The sequence below is a fragment of the Nocardia sp. NPDC055053 genome (assembly GCF_053608285.1).
In genome coordinates, this window is the sequence record NZ_JBSGVD010000001.1 from 75,039 (window position 1) to 90,605 (window position 15,567).

Consider the following 15,567-nt stretch of genomic DNA (forward strand, 5'->3'; position numbering starts at 1 on the left):
TGAACGAAGTGCGATGAATCTTCACCAACTCCGCTACGCGGACCCCGGGAAATGGCAAGCGGCGGCGGATGATCTGCTGGCGGCGGCGAAGGACTGCGAGGAGGCCGTAGCCGAGATCCATGCCAACGGCACCCAACGCCTCGAGGAATCCTGGCCGGACTATCTCGGCGAGATCGTACGTAGCAGGGTCGTCGGTGTGACAGGCAAGCTCGAGGAGATCGCGGTCCTGCTGCGGGGTGCAGTGACCGCCCTCGACACGTTGGAAGACGCGGCGCGGATCGCGCAATCGCAAGCGAGCTCAGCGATCTCGGCCGGAACGATCGCGGGATTGCAGCTCGAAGGTGACGCGTTCGTTGTTCCCGCGGGCCACCACGATCCCGATACCGCCGAGGCCGACCGTGACCGCTGCAATACGCTGATCAAGGACGCGGTCGACGCCGCGACGCGTGCCGACGAGGAGATCTCGGGCGCGCTACGCAAGCTGGCGATCAGTGTGGACAGCAGCTCGCTCGAGGAAGCGATCAAGCAGCAGTCGGCCGCGGTGACGGACGCACTCGACGCGATCCGCGAGACACTGCCTCAAGGGCAGTCGCCGGAGGTTGTTGCGCAGTGGTGGAATTCGCTGTCAGTCGAACGGCGCCAGGATCTGATGCTCGCGGTGCCCGTCGAGTTGCACGACCTCGGCGGGATACCGGACAGCGTCAAGAAGGAGCTCGAAGGATCGAATGGCTACAACGCCGTGAAGGCCGTCGAATTCGCTCGCACGCACGCGAACGACACCTCGATCGACGTGTTCGAGAACAACTGTGCGAACTTCGTCTCGACCACCATGTCGGCGGCCGGACTGGACTCGAAGGGGACGTTCACCACCGACGACGACGGCTGGAATCGCAGCCGCACCGCCGGGATCGACTTCGACCCGCCTGGTCCGGGTTCACTGCAGGGCATGAGCTACACCGATACCTGGTACAACGCCGAGGCACAGAAGAAGTTCTTCCTGGACAACGGCGCGCAGGATGTCGGGGTGTCCGGTGCGAAACCAGGCGATGTGATCTATTGGGAGCACACCCAGAACGTGGGCGACTACCAGCCGGGCGAAGCACACCACACCGCGATAGTCACCGGTGTCCTGCCGAATGGCGATGTCCTCTATTCGCAGCACACAACCAATGGGAAAGACTTCAGCCTCACCGATCGGGTCGGATTCTCCAACCAGGACGGCGGCACCCAGAATGTGCGCATCATCCGACCCAAGGAGACCTGGTAGTGAAACGCGGACCGTTGGTCATCGCAGGTGCCGCGGCGGCGGCTTTCTGCGGTGCGGTAGTCGCACTGGTAGCCGCGGACGACCTGCTGGACGACCGGAAGCGCGAGCTGCTCGCGACTCGATGCGCACAGTCGATCGATGTCCCCGGTGCAGCAGTGCTCCTGAATTCTCTGGGTGCCGCGCTGCTCATCGGCACGGCGGTACTGCTGGTAGCGCTGATCGTTTCGTTGGCGCGCACCGCATCCAGGTGGAAGGCGGCGCCGATTCTCGTTGCGGGCATCGTACTCGTGGCGGTCGGTCTGTACGCGGCGCTGGTGACGTTGGCGACGGTGTCGCCCGGCACCACCGAGCCCAGTTCACCCGATTACCATCCCTGCGCAGCACGGATCTGAGAGGAAAGCACATGGGCGACATCTGCATCGATCCCGCGTCCGCCACCCAGGCGGGAAATGCGATATCGACGAACAGCAGCGAGTCCCGGGCTCGGGTTGAGGCGCAGTTCGACGAAATCGCCCCTGCCTCCCAGGCGAACGATGGCTGGAAGACCGGGCCAGCCCTGGTCGACCTGGCGTATATGCGGAAGAGGGATATTCTCGCGAGCCTCGACGAACTGGAGAGCATCGGCCAGAAGATCGTTCAGGTCGTCACAGCGCGGGTCGCGGTGGACGAGAGCTACGCCACCAGCCTCGATCGGGTCGGCAAGGCCGTCGATGTGATGTCGGAATGAGAAGCAGGGGCTGCTAGGCGCGTGATGTCGCCGCACTGAAGCGCGTTCCCCACTCCGCCAGTCGCGCAACAAGTTCCGGTGGGCCGAGGACCTGGAAGCCGGCTTCTACCTTGCCCAGCAACAGGATCGGCCAGTCGAGGTTGTCGACGGTCATCTCGATGTGGGAGCGGTCGTTGGGGAGGGCGGTGATGATGCACCAGCGGCCGACGCGGGTGTGGACATCGAGGGCGGGGGCTTCGATTTCGGCCGTGACGGTGTAACCCGTTCGGCGGGTGCCTATTCCGTCGCGGACGAAGGTTGCGGCGTCGGGGGAAGGGAGTTCGCGGGGGCGGAAGCGGATTCCGGTGGTGTGGGAGTCGGTGAGGCGGTCTACGCGGAAGGTGCGCCAGTCGTGGCGGGTGAGGTCGTAGGCGACCAGGTACCAGCGGCGGCCTAGGGAGACCAGGCGGTGGGGTTCTACCTCGCGGGGGCTGGTGCGGCCGTCGGCGGCGGTGTAGGTGAAGGTGAGGCGTTCCTCGCCGCGGCAGGTCATGGCCAGGTCGGTGAGGACGGCGGGGTCGACGTCGGAGAGGGGGACGGCGTTCCAGCCGGTGGAGACGGTCATCGCGCGTAAGGCGTCGACGCGGCGGCGCAGGCGGGTGGGCAGGACGGTGACGAGTTTGGCCAGGGCGCGGAGGGACGGTTCGGCCAGGCCGTCGCCCGCGCCCTGGGAACCCGCTTGCAGGCAGACGGTGATGGCGACGGCTTCGTCGTCGTCGAGGACCAGGGGTGGGAGGGCGGCGCCGGCGGCGAGCTGGTAGCCGCCGTCGACGCCGGGGCGGGCCTCCACGGGGTAGCCGAGTTCACGCAGCCGGTCGATGTCGCGGCGCAGGGTGCGCGCCGAAACACCGAGGCGCTCGGACAGTTCGGTGCCCGGCCAGTAGCGATGCGTCTGCAGCAGCGACAGCAGACGGAGGGTGCGTGCGCTCGTGTCGGCCATGTTTTCGATTATGTCCGCAATTGCGGACAGAAACTGGCCGCAATGGGTTCTACCGTGGATTTCACACCGACAACGAAGGGAATCCGCTCATGACCACGCCTACTCTCCTCGACGCCGAGCGCACCGATCTGCTGGAGATGCTCGCCAAGCACCGGTACTTCCTTCGCCACACCACCCGCGACCTGACCGACGAGCAGGCCGGAACGCGGACCACCGCCAGCGCGCTGTGCCTGGGCGGGCTGATCAAGCATGTGTCGGCGACGGAAGCGAACTGGGCGAAGTTCATCGTCGACGGGCCCGAAGAAGGCCCCGATTTCGAGTCGATGAGCGAGGAGGAGATCGCCGCGTGGGACGACATATTCCGGCTGCTGCCTGGTGAGACGCTGGCCGGCGTGCTCGCCGAATACGAGCAGGTCGCGGCACGGACCGACGAGCTGGTGCGCACGCTCCCCGACCTGAATGTGACTCAGCCGCTGCCGAAGGCGCCCTGGTTCGAGCCCGGCGGACGCTGGAGCGCCCGCCGGGTCTTCATGCACATCATGACCGAGACCGCGCAGCACTCCGGCCACGCCGACATCATTCGGGAATCGCTGGATGGAGCGAAGTCGATGGGCTGAGCTCGGCGTGGATGGCCTTGGCCGCCGCGCGATGGTGCGCGGCGGCGTCCGGGTCGGTCGGCTCGAGTACCTCGGCGATGCCCTGGTGCGCCAGTGCTTCTTCGAGGCGGTAGCCGAGTTTCGGTGCCAGCTCCAGGGTTTGGCGGTGCAGGCGCAGCGCTTCGTCGGGAAGTCCGGCCAGACGGCAGGTTTCGGCGTAGCCGTGGAGGAAGTGGATCTTCCAGTGTTCCTCGAACAGGGAGTCGAGCAGGGCGAATGCCTCGCGGTGGCTGGCGAGGGCTTCGTCGTAGCGGCCCATCCGGCGCAGTGCGACGCCCTGACAGTTCAGGCACCAGGCTTCGTTGTGTTTGTGGCCGTCCGCGCGCGCCAGCGCCAGCGCGGTGTTCAGGTGTTCGAGCGCTTCGTCCGGTTCGTCGGTGGCGATGGCGACGCCGAGGGTGATCTGGGCCTGGAGCGACGGCGGCCACGACGGGTCGTCGACGGGGATGTCGAGGGCTTCGCGGGCGAGCTGCGCGGCCTGCTCACGGTGGCCCAGTCGCAGCATGGCCCAGGCTTCGCTGGCGATGGCGTCGGCGGCGCTCATCGGGCAGCCGCTGGTCGCGTAGAGGTCGCGGGCCTGGCGGAACAGTTCGAGCGGTTCCTCGGTATCGCCTTCGTCCCAGCGCAAGTGGGCGCAGCGCATGGTCAGTTCGGCGCGCGGCAGTGGGTCGCCCGCCGCCGCGATGAGCGGTGCCGCCGCGGCGTAGGCGGCGGCCGCCTCGGCCATGCGGCCCGCGTTGTAGCGGGCGAAACCCAGGTCGCTGTGCGCTTCGGCGAGCTGGCGCGGGTCACCCAGATGCTCGGCGGCCGTCAGGGACTGTTCGAACAGGGCGTTGAGATGCGTTGTGCCGCAACGGCGGGCGAAGAAGGCGCGCAGGAAGCGCGGCAGCTCGCAGACATGGACGTTCGCGCCGACCTCGACCGCCGCGTAGAACACCGCCATCAGGTTGGTGTACTCGCTGACGAACCAGAAGAACGCGGGGTCGCGGCCGGGGAAGTGAGGTAGCTCCGCGGGTGGCGAGCCCGCCGACACGGGGCGGGTCGGCGACAGGAACGGCATCGCGGCGTCGGCGGCGGCCGCGGTGTGCACGTAGTAGTCGAGGATCCGGTGCAGGGCGCGGTGGCGGTCGGCGTCGGTGTCGTGTTCGAAGGTGGCGTCGCGGGCGTGCCGGCGGACCAGGTCGTGGAGCCGGTAGCGGCCCTCGGCGGGCTGCTGGACCAGGTGGGCGTCGAGCAGGTCCTCGAGCATCGTGCGCGCGCTGCGCAGCGGCACGTCGGCCACCGCCGCGGCGACATAGTCGGTGAAGGTGGATCCGGGGATCAGGCCGAGCAGCCGGAACAGGCGGCGCTGATCGCGGTTGAGCTGGCGCACCGACATGCCGAAGGCGGTGTCGAACTCGGTAGCCCCCTCGGCCATTCGCTCCACCAGGATGCCGACCGACCAGCCCGGCCGGTGCCGCAGCCGGGCCGCGGCCAGGCGCAGGGCCAGCGGCAGATTGCCGCACAGCCGCAGCACCTCGGCGGCCTGCTCGGGTTCCCGCGCGAGCCTGCCGTCGGGTCCACGCGCATCGCCGCTGGCCCTGACCAGTAGCTCCGCGCTCTCCTCCGGCGTGAGCACATCGAGGGTCACCGGCGGCACCTCGTCGAGCTCGAGCAGCCGATTTCGGCTGGTGATGATGGCGACCGACTCGCCAGCGCCCGGCAGCAGATGACTGACCTGCGCGGCGTCGGCGACATTGTCGAGGACGACCACCGCGCGCAGCCGGGCCAGCTCCGACCGCCAGCACGCCGCCCGCAGTTCGACCCCGCCGTCCTGCGGGACCTTCTCCGACGGCACCTGCAGCGCGGCCAGCAGGGCGCGGATCGCGGCGTCGGGGTCGAGCGGCTGGCGGCCGTCGGTGAAACCGTGCAGGTCGAGATAGAGCTGGGCGTCGGGGTATTCGGCGGTCAGCTGGTGCGCGGCGTGCACGGCCAGCGACGTCTTGCCGACACCGGCCATGCCGTCGATCGCGACCACCCGGTCGGACCGGACGGCGGCGAGGACGTCGGCCAGTGCCTGGTCGCGGCCGGTGAAGTCGGGGACGTCGCGGGGCAGGTCGTTGCGCGGCGGCGGTGGGGCGTCGGCGGGCGGGCTCGGCGGGGCGACCTGGCGGCTGGTCTTCGGCGGCGCGGGCAGCGGGTTGTTGGCGCGCTCCCACAGCGGGCGCAGCGGGCGCGGGTCGCGCTTGACCAGGCGGCACAGTTCCAGCACGGCGGGCCACGGCGGCACCGTCTGTCCGCTGAGGTAGCGCGACAGCGACGACGAGCTCAAGCCCGTATCGCGAGCCAGCGCGCGCACGCCGCGCCCGGACAGCTCCTGGATCAGGCGCAGGCGCGCGGCCAGTTCGTCCTGTGGGTAGGCCCTTGCCGTCTGCTGTTGCACAACCACCGTTTCCCGCTGTCGTTGTCCCGGCCCGGATCAGGAAGTTTCCCGATGACAATCGGGAGGTCAGGACCGTTTTCCACTGTCCCACAGTGTCCCACAGCCATCGTGTTCCGGCGCACGACGGGCTGTTATTGGGTCACACCGCAAGCAGCGGAGAACAACGGGAAACAAGGAGAACATCATGCAGTCTCGGATGCAGAACCCGGCCATGGTCCTCACCGACGCGATGGGCCCGATCCAGCAGGTGCTCAAGGCCGTGCAGACCGGCGGCGTCGACGGCGAGATCCTGGAGCTGGTGCACCTGCGGGTCAGCCAGATCAACAACTGCAGCTCCTGCGTCGACGCAGGCACCAAGACCGCCCGCAAAGCCGGTGTCAGCGAGGAGCGGCTGGCCACGGTCGTGGCCTGGCGTGAGACCCCGTACTTCACCGACGAGGAGCGCGCCGCACTCGAACTGGCCGAGGCGGCGACCCGCCTGGCCGACCGTTCCAACGCCGTCACCGACGAGATCTGGGACGCGGCCGCCAGCTACTTCGACGAGAAGCAGCTCGCCTCGATCGTGCTGATGATCGGCGTCACCAACATGTTCAACCGGCTCAACGCCACCACCCGCCAGATCGCCGGCGCCTGGGGCTGAGCCCCGCACATCCCGACCAACCGATAGGACCTTCCGATGACCACGAACCAGCAGTCCGGCAAGAAGAGCTCGCACGGGGGATTCTCCCGGTGGATGCAGCACAGGATGAACGCCAGGATGAACCGCAAGATCCGCGGCGGCAACGGCACCTTCATGGGTATGGACGTGCTGATCCTCAACACCGTCGGGCGCCGCAGCGGCGAGCCGAGGCAGACCCCGATCTCGTGGTTCGCCGACGGCGACGGGTCCTGGCTGCTCGTGGCGTCGGGTGGAAAGAACGGACACCCCGACTGGCACCTCAACCTCATGGGACATCCCGAGCAGGCGAGCATCGAACTTCCCGGTGAGGCCGCTCTGCCGGTCGCTCCGCGGGTGCTCACCGGCGCGGAGCGGGCCAAGGCCTGGGAATCGATCACCGCCGCGCAGCCGCGGTACGGGAAGTACCAGGCCAAGAGCGACCACGAGTACGCGGTGGTGCGGCTCAGCCCGCGATGATCCGCGCGCGGCGCACCGGGTGGTTCGCCACCCGGTGCCGGGCCATGTCAATCTGCCGGCGCACGGCGGTGGGCCACGGTGACGCCGTCAGGCAGGGAGCAGGCGACCGATCACCACGGCGAGCTGGGCGACGTTTCGGCACTCGTGCATGGTGACGACTTCGGCATAGGTCGAGGCCGCTGAATCGCCGGTGTTCCACGATCGCGACGGCTCGGGATTGAGCCAGTAGACGGCCTTGGCTCGTTCGGTCATCGCTTCCAGCGCAGCCAGATTCGGGTCGGTGCGGTTGGTGCGGGCGTCACCGAGGATCAGCACGCAGGTGCGCGGACCGAGGGCGTCGAGGTAGTGGTCGACGAAACCCTGGAGCGCCTCGCCGTAGTTGCTGGAACCGAAGCGCGCCACGCCCGCCTCGCGGACGATGTTCTGCGCGAACCCGGCCGGCGGCGGTTCGCCCGGGGAGAAGTAGTCGGTGATCTCGGCGCAGGTGTCGACGAAACCGAAGCTGCGGACCTTGCTGAACTGGTCTTGCAGGGCCTGCACCAGTTGCAGGGTGAACTCGGCGAAACCTGTCACCGAGCCCGAGACATCAGCCAGCACAACCAGATCCGGCCGACCGTGGCGGCGGGCACGCAGCACGGGATCGATCGGGACGCCACCGGTAGCCATCGAGCGACGCAGGGTGCGGCGCAGGTCGATCTGCCCGCGCACGGCCTTCTTGCGACGGACCGCCAGCCGGGTGGCGAGTTTGCGGGCCAGCGGGTGCACCAGGCGGCGCATCTCGGCGAGGTCCTGTTCGCGCGCGCCGAGGAAATCCGCGCTGTCGGCGCCGGATTCGACACCGCGACGGGCGATGTAGTCGGTGCCGCGCAGTTGTGCCGAGCGCAGGCGAGCCTCGGCCTGCACGGCGGAGCGGAACTGCTCGACCCGGCGGCGCGCCTCGATCGTGTGCACCGCCGAATCGAATTGGCCTGTCCCGCCCATGGTTTGCGCGACCTGCTCGGAGATCTCGTCCGGGCGCAGCGATTTCATCGTCAGATAGGACGACCAGCCGGCGCCCGACGCCGAGGAGACCCGGCCCGCGCTCTCCCCCGCGCCGCCGTAGGCGCCGAAGGTATTGAGCGCTTCCCTGGCGAGTTCGGCGGTGTCGGCGCCCTGGATCAGGGCGGCGATGACCCGCTCGCGCAGCGGGTCGGTGTCCTCGCTCGACGCGGCGATCGGACGGGCGGCGTCGAGGAAGTACAGGTCGAAGAGCTGGTCGAAAACCTTGCGCTGACCGTTGCGGCGCAGCAGACAGGCGGCAAGCCCCGAACGCAGCACCCGGGAGTCCGCGGTGCCGAGGGCGACGATCGTGGCCGCCGCGTCGACGGTTTCGCTCGGGCCCGCGTGGATGCCGTGCTCGCGCAACAGCCCGACGAAGCCGACCAGGCGATCGGACATCGGTGCTTCGACACCGCCATGAGCGGGCGCGGAGCTCACCACGTGCCCGTCACCGTGCGCGGGCCGGTCATCGGGCCACGCTGCCGTCAGGCTGGTCGTCGAGACCGAGGCGTTCGATCGCCACGCGATGATCGGACTGATACTTCAGCAGCACACCCAGGGTCGCGCGGACGACTCCCCCGCTCAGCGTGCGCGTTCCCAATGCCACCAGAGTCTTTGCCCAGTCCACGGTTTCGGCGATCGAGGGCGCCTTGCGCAGCGACAGCTGACGCAGCGCGCTCACCGTCGTCACCACCGGTTCGGCCAGCGCGGCATCGAGCTCCGGCACCTTCAGCCGGACGATCGCCTTCTCCAGTTCCGCGGTCGGATAGTCGATGTGCAGGAACAGGCAGCGGCGTTTCAGCGCCTCGGACAGGTCGCGGTTCGCGTTGGAGGTGAGGATCACGAACGGCTTGCGGACGGCGGTGACCGTGCCGAGCTCGGGGATGCTCACCTGGAAGTCGCCGAGCACCTCGAGCAGCAGGCCCTCCAGCTCCACATCGGCCTTGTCGAGCTCGTCGATCAGCAGCACCGTCGGATCGGGGTTGCGGATGGCGGCAAGCAACGGACGGGCGAGCAGGAACTCCTCGGTGAAGACGTGGTCGCGGGTACCTTCCCAGGTCTCCCCCGACGTGGCGGTGATGCGGAGCAGCTGTTTGGCGTGATTCCACTCGTAGAGCGCGCGGGCCTCGTCGATGCCTTCGTAGCACTGCAGGCGGATGAGCTCGGCCGACACCGCCGCGGCGACGGCCTTGGCCAGCTCGGTCTTGCCGACACCGGCCGGGCCCTCGATCAGCAGGGGTTTGCCGAGGTGGTCGGCCAGGAAGACCGCGGTCGCGATATCGAGGGACGGCAGGTAGCCGGCCGCGGTCAGCCGGTCGGTCACCTGGTCTACCGAGGCAAAGAACTTACTCATCGGTAACCAGTGTAGGCGGGAGTGTTCACCGGCTGATCGCGGCGTCGACGCCGTCGAGGATGAGGTCGAGGCCGAAGCGGAAATCGGCGTCCGCCGACTCCTGGTCCGGGGGCACATCGGCGAAGGCCTTGGCGGCGAAGAGCTGCTCGATCTCAGGGAACCGGCCGGGATCGAGCTGCGCCGCGACCTCCTGCTGATAGACCCGCAGCGCCGTCGCCTCGTCGAGCTCCTCGACCAGGCGACGCTCGGCCAGGTTCCGGCCGGTGATGACCGCCTGGCGGACGTAGCCACCGACGACGGTGATCACGCCGATCTTGGCGCCCCAGTCCAGGCCGGTGCCGCGCAGCGCGGCCAGACCGGCGTCCATCCAGGCGAGGGCGTTGAAGCCACGGGGTGGGCCGGAGATGGGGATCTGGGCAAGCCAGGGATGACGGGTGAACACCGCCAATTGCGCGTCGGCCCAGGCGTGCAGGGCTCGACGCCAGTCGGGGCCGGTGTCCGGTGGCAGCCCGAAGGCGGTGTCGGCCATGCGGTCGGTGAGGCCGTCGCGGGAACGGATGTGCCGGTACAGCGACATCGGCGTGACACCCAGTGCGGCAGCGACTTTCGACAGGGTCGCACCGGCCATGCCGTCGCGGTCGGCGAGGGCGATCGCGGTGGCGACGATGCGCTCGGCATCGAGTTCGGGCGGGCGGCCGAGGCGGGGGCGGCCGTGCTCACGCTCGCCGCGTTCGGCCCACGTGCCGCGCCGGAACACCGCGGGGAAGTCGGGATCCCACAGCAGTGAGAACTCGGGCGCCGCGGGCCACGAACGTTTCGGTCGCACCGTCTCCTCTTTCGATCGGGGGTTCCGCCAATTTAACATACGGCCTATAGTTTAGTTCATATACTAATGCCGGGCCGGGGTTGATACCCCGGGGACGAGGGCGAATCACCATGAACACCAGCACTGTTCAGCGCATCACGGGCGCCGCCGCCATCGCGGGGGCGACCTGCACGTTGATCGAACTTCCGCTGTATTTCGTCTACGCGGGGCCACCGCCGGATGCCAACGTGCTCACCCGATCGCTGTTCGGGCTCGTCGGCATCACGCTGTTCGTGGTGTTCATGAGCGGCGTCGCCTACGTGGTGAAGCGACGCGATCCGGAGCGGGAGTGGTTCGGCTCGGTGGCCGCGACCGCGGGCACCGCCTGGCTCACCGTCGTCGCCGTGTCCATGGGGTTGGAAGTGGGCGCCGTGATCGCCGCGCCGGAGCCGATCGACCCGACGATCACCGTCACCGGCACCTACATCCTCTACGGGACCGTGTCGCGATTGCTCGAAGGATTGTTCCTGGTGGCCTTCGCCGTCGCGGCCGCGCGGCTGCTGCCCCGCTGGTGCATCGTGACCAGCTGGCTACTCGCCGGGGTAAACTTCGCGTTCGTGCCGTCACTGTTCTTCGGCAACATCCCCGCGAATTTCTACGCGGCCAACGGCTGGGGCACCACGGCGACCGTCGGCGGGCTGACGATGCTGTGGTTGTTCGCGATCGGCACCGCACTGGTGCGGACCGCCGAGCAGCGCGAGGCGGTCCCCGGTCCGGACCGCCTGGCGCCGCAGCGGTGAACTCAGTAGGCGTGCGGGGCCGCGGTGATCCGGCCCGCGTCGATCGCGGCGAGCAGGGAGAGCCGGTCGGTGACGGTCTGGTCGCCGTAGGCAAGGCCGAATTCACCCATCGCACGGTCGAATCCGTCGTTCTTGCCGAGATAGGCCGCGATGGCGACACGGTCGCCGGAGCGGGCGTGCGCGCGAGCCAGAACGGAACCGCACAACCGCGCGTACGTTGCCAGATCGCCGTGGGTCATGCTGTCGACCGCCGCGGAACCCTTCATGTCGCGCAACTGCCGCAGGTAGAAGAACCGACCGGCGGGGCCGGTCGCCCAGCCGAGGAAAACGTCGCTGGCCGACTGCATGAGCCGCTGACCGACCACCACCCGATGCCCCTGGTGGTGATATTTGCTCGGCTTCAGATGGGGCGCGAGCACCGACGTCTCGGCCTCCTTCAACTGCAGGAACAGCGGGCTGCCCGATTCCTTGTCCATCATCAGCGTGATGAAACACCGCGTGCCGACACTACCGACACCGACCACCTTCATCGCCTGATCCACGCGCCGATACCGGTCGAGCAGCACGCGGCGCTCGTCCGGCAGACTGCGGCGGAAGTCGGCGAAGACGTCCTTGACGATCTTCTCGTCGTGCAGCTCGATCGGCACCAGCAGCGGCGGCTGGTTCTTGATCCGCGGAATGCCGTCGGCGTCCGGCTCGGTGAGCTTGGCCAGCGCCTGCAGGCTGGTCTTGCCGCGGGCACTGTTGATGGCCCTGTCGACCTTCTTGCGCTGCTTCGGTTTCTGGACCAGTTCCAGGACCTGATCGGCGTCGACGCGCTCGTACCAGACCGTCATGCTGTCGGCCTCGGCGAGCATGCGCATCGTCTCGCGGTAGCCGCGGGCGGCGGCTTCGACGGCGGTGGCGGCGCGCTCGTCGTCGCAGCCGTTGTCGCGGGCGGCGACGGCGACGCTGGCGGCGAGGCGTTTGACGTCCCATTCGAACGGACCGGGCAGGGTCTCGTCGAAGTCGTTGACGTCGAAGACGAGATTGCGCTCCGGCGAGGCGTAGAGACCGAAGTTCGACAGGTGGGCGTCACCGCAGAGCTGCACGATCAAGCCGGTGTTCTCGCTCTCGGCCAGATCGGCGGCCATGATCGCGGGCGCGCCGCGCAGAAACGCGAAGGGCGACTGGCTCATCCTGGCGTATCGGATCGGCACCAACTCCGGAATCCTGGTCTCGGCCTGACGCTCCAGAATCGCGACCGGATCCTCCCGCCCCGGACCCGCGCCCCACTCCCCCAGCTCCGATCGCGCGATCCGTTTCCGCGCCGCCTTGCCCTGCTCGACCGCTTCGTCCGCGAAGTCCTCCACCGTCTCATTCGTCATCCAGCAAGTCTCCCGCTATCGACCCGCGGCAGCAAGCTCTTCGCTACAGGCCCAGCCGCCGTCGCCACTCGTCGACGCGGCGGACGAGTTCCTGCCACCAGTTTCGCTGCGGGTTCGGCGGCGGCTCGGGATCCGGGCCAGGAGCTGGCACAGGGCGGCGAATCCCCTCGCAGGTGAATTGCGTTGCTCGGTAAGGGTTCCCGTTCTCGGCCCACTCGGAGACGATCAGGGTGAACTTGCCGTCCTCGAGCCTGCTGTAGGGATGGATGTAGCCACCGTAGAGACGCGGCACCGTATCGACACCGCGCGGCGTCCCGGTCACCGGCCGATGGGTGTGTGCCGTTATCCAGTTGGTGTTGTCGATGCGGTCGCCGACCTTGACGAAGATCGAGTAGTCCCCCGCGTCGAATCCGGAGATGACGGCCTTGTTCTCGACATAGCGCAGGCAGATCTCGCCGAAACGCCAGCCCGGCAGGATCGGCGTCGGCTCGCGGTTCCAGCCCCAATTGGAGCCGTTCCAGCCCCAGCCCTGCCAGGCGTGGGGATCGGACAGACCCTCGACCGTCGCGCGCCACAGCAGCATGTCCTTGTTCCTGGCCAGGCCGCCGGTGGAGATGATGTGGACCCAGTCGCTGCGCGGGTCCTTGGCCCAGGAGATCATGACCCGCTTACCGGCGAAGGCGCCGCACCAGAACTTCGAACCGCTGCGCGCCCAGGTGATGCCGCTGTCGTCGGATGTCCAGACCTCGCACCACCTCTCGTTCCCCAGACCCTGGGTGTACATGACCCACAGGTAGATCCGGCCGTCGATGGTCATCGCGTCGCACGGGAGGACGGTGGAGTATTCGGGGTTGTCGTGCTGGTAGTCCCACAGCTGACGGCCGTCGGTGCTCGGCGAGGTGGCCATGACGATCGGCTCGGCGGGATCGCGCTGGGACGTGCGAGTGATGATGGGCGAACGCCAGTTCCCGATGCCATCCATCGGCGGCCCGAACGGACCGTCCCCGGAAAACGAGTCGCCCCAGATGAATCCGACATCGCCGTTGGACAACTTGAACGGAATAGCGAGATCGCCGCCGCCGAGGTCGGCGGAGGGGACCGGGTTCAGGTCGGTGACGCGCATCGAGCACTTCCCCTCGTCGACTCGAGCCACAATCGTTGGGCCGGTGTCGCTTCCGTAACCACTTCAGGCTACCCGGAGAACGGCAACACGCCCGCTCGCGTGGGTGGGTCGTCGTGGCACGGTGTCGCCATTCCTCCACATTCTCCGCGCAGCCCCCGCACGCTGCCAGGTAGGTTGCGATGTGTGCTCACGGAGAATCGTCGAATCGTACTGCCGCCTCTGACAGCGACTTTCGCGATGCTGACAGCGATGGTGGTCGGTCTGCATCATGGCCGGATACTGACACATCTGTGGCTGCTGGCGCTGCCGGTGCTCGCGCTGGCGTGGTTGATGATATTCGCCGTCTTCGCGTTCGCCTTGTGGCGAGCCGCTCGGTACGCGCCGGGGTGGCCGGTAGTCGTCACCGCGGCGATGGCAGTGATCGGGATGCTCTTCATCGCTGACCGGGAGGCCGGAGCCTGGGCCCGATTCTGGATAGAGCGCCCAGCTTTCGCCGCGGTAGCAGCGATGGACCCGCCGGATCGTGACACCTACTACGGCACTCAGCTACCGGACCACCTGTGCTCCGTCTCGGTGAACTGCAAGGTGGCGACCATCGGCATCAGCGGTGGACACCCGGTGCGATTCGTTCCCGACTATGCCGGAATTCCGGACGGCGCAACGGGATACGGCCATTTCATCGGCCGACCCGACCCAGGACCATACGACGGTTTCGGCGATGCGATCTGCCCCACGATGGAGCTGGCAGGCGGCTGGTGGTGGCTCAGCGGGTGCCCATCGGCCAGCTGATGGTTCGGGCTACCCGGAGAACGGCGCAGGGCCCGGTCGCCTGTGGCGAACGGGCCCTGCGGAAGGAAATCGCGAAACCTACGCGGTCTCGGTGATCGGGCGGTCGACCCAGCTCATCAGGCTGCGCAGCTTGGCGCCGGTGACCTCGATGGGGTGCTCGGCGTTGGCCTTGCGCAGGCCCTCGAGCTCGGTGTTGCCGTTCTCGACGTTGGCGACCAGGCGGCGGGTGAACTCGCCGGACTGGATGTCGGCCAGGATCGCCTTCATGCGCTCCTTGGTGCCGGCGTCGATGACGCGCGGACCGGACAGGTAGCCACCGAACTCCGCGGTGTCGGACACCGAGTAGTTCATGCGCGCGATGCCGCCCTCGTACATGAGGTCGACGATCAGCTTCAGCTCGTGCAGGACCTCGAAGTAGGCCATCTCGGGGGCGTAGCCCGCCTCGACCATGACCTCGAAACCGGTCTTGACCAGTTCCTCGGTGCCACCGCAGAGCACTGCCTGCTCACCGAAGAGGTCGGTCTCGGTCTCTTCCTTGAAGGTGGTCTTGATGACGCCGGCGCGGGTGCCGCCGATGCCCTTGGCGTAGGACAGCGCCAGGGCCTGGCCCTCGCCGGTCGGGTCCTGGTCCACGGCGATCAGGGCCGGGACGCCCTTGCCGTCGGCGAACTGACGGCGCACCAGGTGGCCGGGGCCCTTCGGGGCGACCATCGCGACGGTGACGTTGGCCGGAGCCTTGATCAGACCGAAGTGGATGTTGAGGCCGTGGCCGAAGAACAGCGCGTCGCCGTCCTTCAGGTTCGGCTCGATGTCGTTGGTGAAGATCGACGCCTGAGCGGTGTCGGGCGCCAGCACCATGATCACGTCGGCCCACTCCGAAACCTCGGCGGGGGTGCCGACGGTCAGACCGGCCTCTTCGGCCTTCGGCCGCGACTTCGAACCCTCAGCGAGGCCGACGCGCACGTCGACACCGGAGTCGCGCAGGCTCAGCGAGTGCGCGTGGCCCTGGCTGCCGTAGCCGATCACGGCGACCTTGCGGCCCTGGATGATCGACAGGTCAGCGTCGTCGTCGTAGAACATCTCGACTGCCACTGTGGAGTCCCTT

At 68.1% G+C, this 15,567-nt stretch carries 16 protein-coding genes; 8 read left to right on the forward strand and 8 right to left on the reverse strand.

The genetic code is table 11. The features are described 5' to 3' along the window. Positions 1–13: 13 nt before the first annotated feature. From ACWF82_RS00320 to ACWF82_RS00330, 3 genes are read left to right on the forward strand one after another with little or no spacing between them, the layout of a single operon-like run. On the forward strand, positions 14–1,267 hold the full coding sequence (locus ACWF82_RS00320) for an amidase domain-containing protein (protein ID WP_452496462.1): 1,254 nt from the start codon (positions 14–16) through the stop codon (positions 1,265–1,267). After that, a complete protein-coding gene (locus ACWF82_RS00325; RefSeq protein WP_452496464.1) occupies positions 1,267–1,659 on the forward strand; it encodes a hypothetical protein in 393 nt (130 codons plus the stop codon). Before ACWF82_RS00320 ends, ACWF82_RS00325 begins: the two co-directional genes overlap by 1 nt. Positions 1,660–1,670: 11 nt before the next feature. Then, complete coding sequence (locus ACWF82_RS00330; protein ID WP_452496466.1) at positions 1,671–1,994, forward strand: hypothetical protein; 324 nt, start codon at positions 1,671–1,673, stop codon at positions 1,992–1,994. Positions 1,995–2,007: 13 nt separating this feature from the next. On the opposite strand, the gene ACWF82_RS00335 is transcribed toward ACWF82_RS00330, so the two are convergent. Continuing rightward, positions 2,008–2,973, reverse strand: a complete 966-nt coding sequence (locus tag ACWF82_RS00335) for a helix-turn-helix transcriptional regulator (RefSeq protein WP_452496468.1) — start codon at positions 2,971–2,973, stop codon at positions 2,008–2,010. Between the two features lie 89 nt (positions 2,974–3,062). Between ACWF82_RS00335 and ACWF82_RS00340 the strand changes: the two genes are divergently transcribed. Beyond that, the gene (locus ACWF82_RS00340) at positions 3,063–3,590 is read left to right on the forward strand and encodes a DinB family protein (RefSeq protein WP_452496470.1); all 528 of its coding nucleotides are present in this window, start codon (positions 3,063–3,065) and stop codon (positions 3,588–3,590) included. Here the strand turns inward: ACWF82_RS00340 and ACWF82_RS00345 are convergent. Further along, complete coding sequence (locus ACWF82_RS00345) at positions 3,550–6,051, reverse strand: tetratricopeptide repeat protein (RefSeq protein WP_452496472.1); 2,502 nt, start codon at positions 6,049–6,051, stop codon at positions 3,550–3,552. The two genes, ACWF82_RS00340 and ACWF82_RS00345, sit on opposite strands and share 41 nt — an antisense overlap. Before the next feature lie 184 nt (positions 6,052–6,235). On the opposite strand from ACWF82_RS00345, the gene ACWF82_RS00350 reads away from it, so the two are divergent. Next, positions 6,236–6,691: a carboxymuconolactone decarboxylase family protein gene (locus tag ACWF82_RS00350; RefSeq protein ID WP_378849479.1), complete on the forward strand. Its 456-nt coding sequence runs from the start codon at positions 6,236–6,238 to the stop codon at positions 6,689–6,691. A 36-nt stretch (positions 6,692–6,727) separates the two neighbouring features. Further along, on the forward strand, positions 6,728–7,186 hold the full coding sequence (locus tag ACWF82_RS00355) for a nitroreductase/quinone reductase family protein (RefSeq protein ID WP_452496474.1): 459 nt from the start codon (positions 6,728–6,730) through the stop codon (positions 7,184–7,186). Between the two features lie 87 nt (positions 7,187–7,273). Here the strand turns inward: ACWF82_RS00355 and ACWF82_RS00360 are convergent, their stop codons facing one another. The 3 genes from ACWF82_RS00360 to ACWF82_RS00370 form a co-directional block, all read right to left on the reverse strand. Continuing rightward, positions 7,274–8,623, reverse strand: a complete 1,350-nt coding sequence (locus tag ACWF82_RS00360) for a vWA domain-containing protein (protein ID WP_452496476.1) — start codon at positions 8,621–8,623, stop codon at positions 7,274–7,276. Positions 8,624–8,690: 67 nt separating this feature from the next. Continuing rightward, positions 8,691–9,578, reverse strand: coding sequence for an AAA family ATPase (locus ACWF82_RS00365; protein WP_452496477.1), 888 nt, complete (start codon positions 9,576–9,578; stop codon positions 8,691–8,693). 25 nt (positions 9,579–9,603) lie between these two features. Then, positions 9,604–10,404, reverse strand: coding sequence for a TetR/AcrR family transcriptional regulator (locus ACWF82_RS00370; RefSeq protein ID WP_452496479.1), 801 nt, complete (start codon positions 10,402–10,404; stop codon positions 9,604–9,606). Positions 10,405–10,514: 110 nt separating this feature from the next. Here ACWF82_RS00370 and ACWF82_RS00375 point away from each other — a divergent pair, with 110 nt between their 5' ends. Continuing rightward, positions 10,515–11,183, forward strand: a complete 669-nt coding sequence (locus ACWF82_RS00375) for a hypothetical protein (protein ID WP_452496481.1) — start codon at positions 10,515–10,517, stop codon at positions 11,181–11,183. Between the two features lie 2 nt (positions 11,184–11,185). Here ACWF82_RS00375 and ACWF82_RS00380 read toward each other — a convergent pair whose 3' ends face one another. Further along, positions 11,186–12,550, reverse strand: a complete 1,365-nt coding sequence (locus ACWF82_RS00380) for a DUF2252 domain-containing protein (protein WP_452496483.1) — start codon at positions 12,548–12,550, stop codon at positions 11,186–11,188. Positions 12,551–12,593: 43 nt separating this feature from the next. Beyond that, a complete protein-coding gene (locus ACWF82_RS00385; RefSeq protein WP_452496485.1) occupies positions 12,594–13,673 on the reverse strand; it encodes a DUF4185 domain-containing protein in 1,080 nt (359 codons plus the stop codon). A gap of 249 nt (positions 13,674–13,922) precedes the next feature. Between ACWF82_RS00385 and ACWF82_RS00390 the strand changes: the two genes are divergently transcribed. After that, a complete protein-coding gene (locus tag ACWF82_RS00390; protein ID WP_452496487.1) occupies positions 13,923–14,462 on the forward strand; it encodes a hypothetical protein in 540 nt (179 codons plus the stop codon). Between the two features lie 78 nt (positions 14,463–14,540). Here the strand turns inward: ACWF82_RS00390 and ilvC are convergent, their stop codons facing one another. Then, complete coding sequence (ilvC, locus tag ACWF82_RS00395; RefSeq protein WP_355282871.1) at positions 14,541–15,542, reverse strand: ketol-acid reductoisomerase; 1,002 nt, start codon at positions 15,540–15,542, stop codon at positions 14,541–14,543. Positions 15,543–15,567 lie beyond the last annotated feature (25 nt).

Excerpts from the sequence above, each read along its gene's own strand:
- ACWF82_RS00320 (WP_452496462.1), top strand. The coding sequence starts at position 14 with ATGAATCTTCACCAACTCCGCTACGCGGACCCCGGGAAATGGCAAGCG.
- ACWF82_RS00330 (WP_452496466.1), top strand. The coding sequence starts at position 1,671 with ATGGGCGACATCTGCATCGATCCCGCGTCCGCCACCCAGGCGGGAAAT.
- ACWF82_RS00335 (WP_452496468.1), bottom strand. The coding sequence starts at position 2,973 with ATGGCCGACACGAGCGCACGCACCCTCCGTCTGCTGTCGCTGCTGCAG.
- ACWF82_RS00340 (WP_452496470.1), top strand. The coding sequence starts at position 3,063 with ATGACCACGCCTACTCTCCTCGACGCCGAGCGCACCGATCTGCTGGAG.
- ACWF82_RS00350 (WP_378849479.1), top strand. The coding sequence starts at position 6,236 with ATGCAGTCTCGGATGCAGAACCCGGCCATGGTCCTCACCGACGCGATG.
- ACWF82_RS00355 (WP_452496474.1), top strand. The coding sequence starts at position 6,728 with ATGACCACGAACCAGCAGTCCGGCAAGAAGAGCTCGCACGGGGGATTC.
- ACWF82_RS00360 (WP_452496476.1), bottom strand. The coding sequence starts at position 8,623 with ATGTCCGATCGCCTGGTCGGCTTCGTCGGGCTGTTGCGCGAGCACGGC.
- ACWF82_RS00365 (WP_452496477.1), bottom strand. The coding sequence starts at position 9,578 with ATGAGTAAGTTCTTTGCCTCGGTAGACCAGGTGACCGACCGGCTGACC.
- ACWF82_RS00375 (WP_452496481.1), top strand. The coding sequence starts at position 10,515 with ATGAACACCAGCACTGTTCAGCGCATCACGGGCGCCGCCGCCATCGCG.
- ACWF82_RS00380 (WP_452496483.1), bottom strand. The coding sequence starts at position 12,550 with ATGACGAATGAGACGGTGGAGGACTTCGCGGACGAAGCGGTCGAGCAG.
- ACWF82_RS00385 (WP_452496485.1), bottom strand. The coding sequence starts at position 13,673 with ATGCGCGTCACCGACCTGAACCCGGTCCCCTCCGCCGACCTCGGCGGC.
- ACWF82_RS00390 (WP_452496487.1), top strand. The coding sequence starts at position 13,923 with ATGGTGGTCGGTCTGCATCATGGCCGGATACTGACACATCTGTGGCTG.
- ilvC (WP_355282871.1), bottom strand. The coding sequence starts at position 15,542 with ATGTTCTACGACGACGACGCTGACCTGTCGATCATCCAGGGCCGCAAG.